We start from the raw sequence: 211 nt of genomic DNA, 5'->3' as shown, positions 1-211 counted from the left end.
GGCTGCCGGCGGTAAAGTTAACGAGCCTGCATCATGAACGCGGTTATCATCTCATTGGTGAAAAAGTTTTGGCTGCCTACTGTCATCCTAGCTGTAATTGCTGTGCTGTCGTGGCAGGTTAATCGCTATCGCGACAACGCCATCACCTACAAAGACCAGCGTGATAAAGCCACTGAGAAACTCCGCCTGGCGAACGCCACCATTAAAGACA

At 50.7% G+C, this 211-nt stretch carries 1 pseudogene; it reads left to right on the top strand.

Annotated features, from left to right (window positions below):
* Positions 1-33 precede the first annotated feature (33 nt).
* Positions 34-211, top strand: a pseudogene (locus ACJ9N4_RS06015) (lysis protein); the annotation flags it as partial.

It is taken from the genome of Enterobacter sp. LM3, assembly GCF_046622475.1.
Lineage (GTDB): Bacteria > Pseudomonadota > Gammaproteobacteria > Enterobacterales > Enterobacteriaceae > Enterobacter > Enterobacter cloacae_P.
The sequence above is the reverse complement of the archived record's forward strand: the minus strand, read 5'-3'. Positions and strand labels throughout refer to the sequence as shown.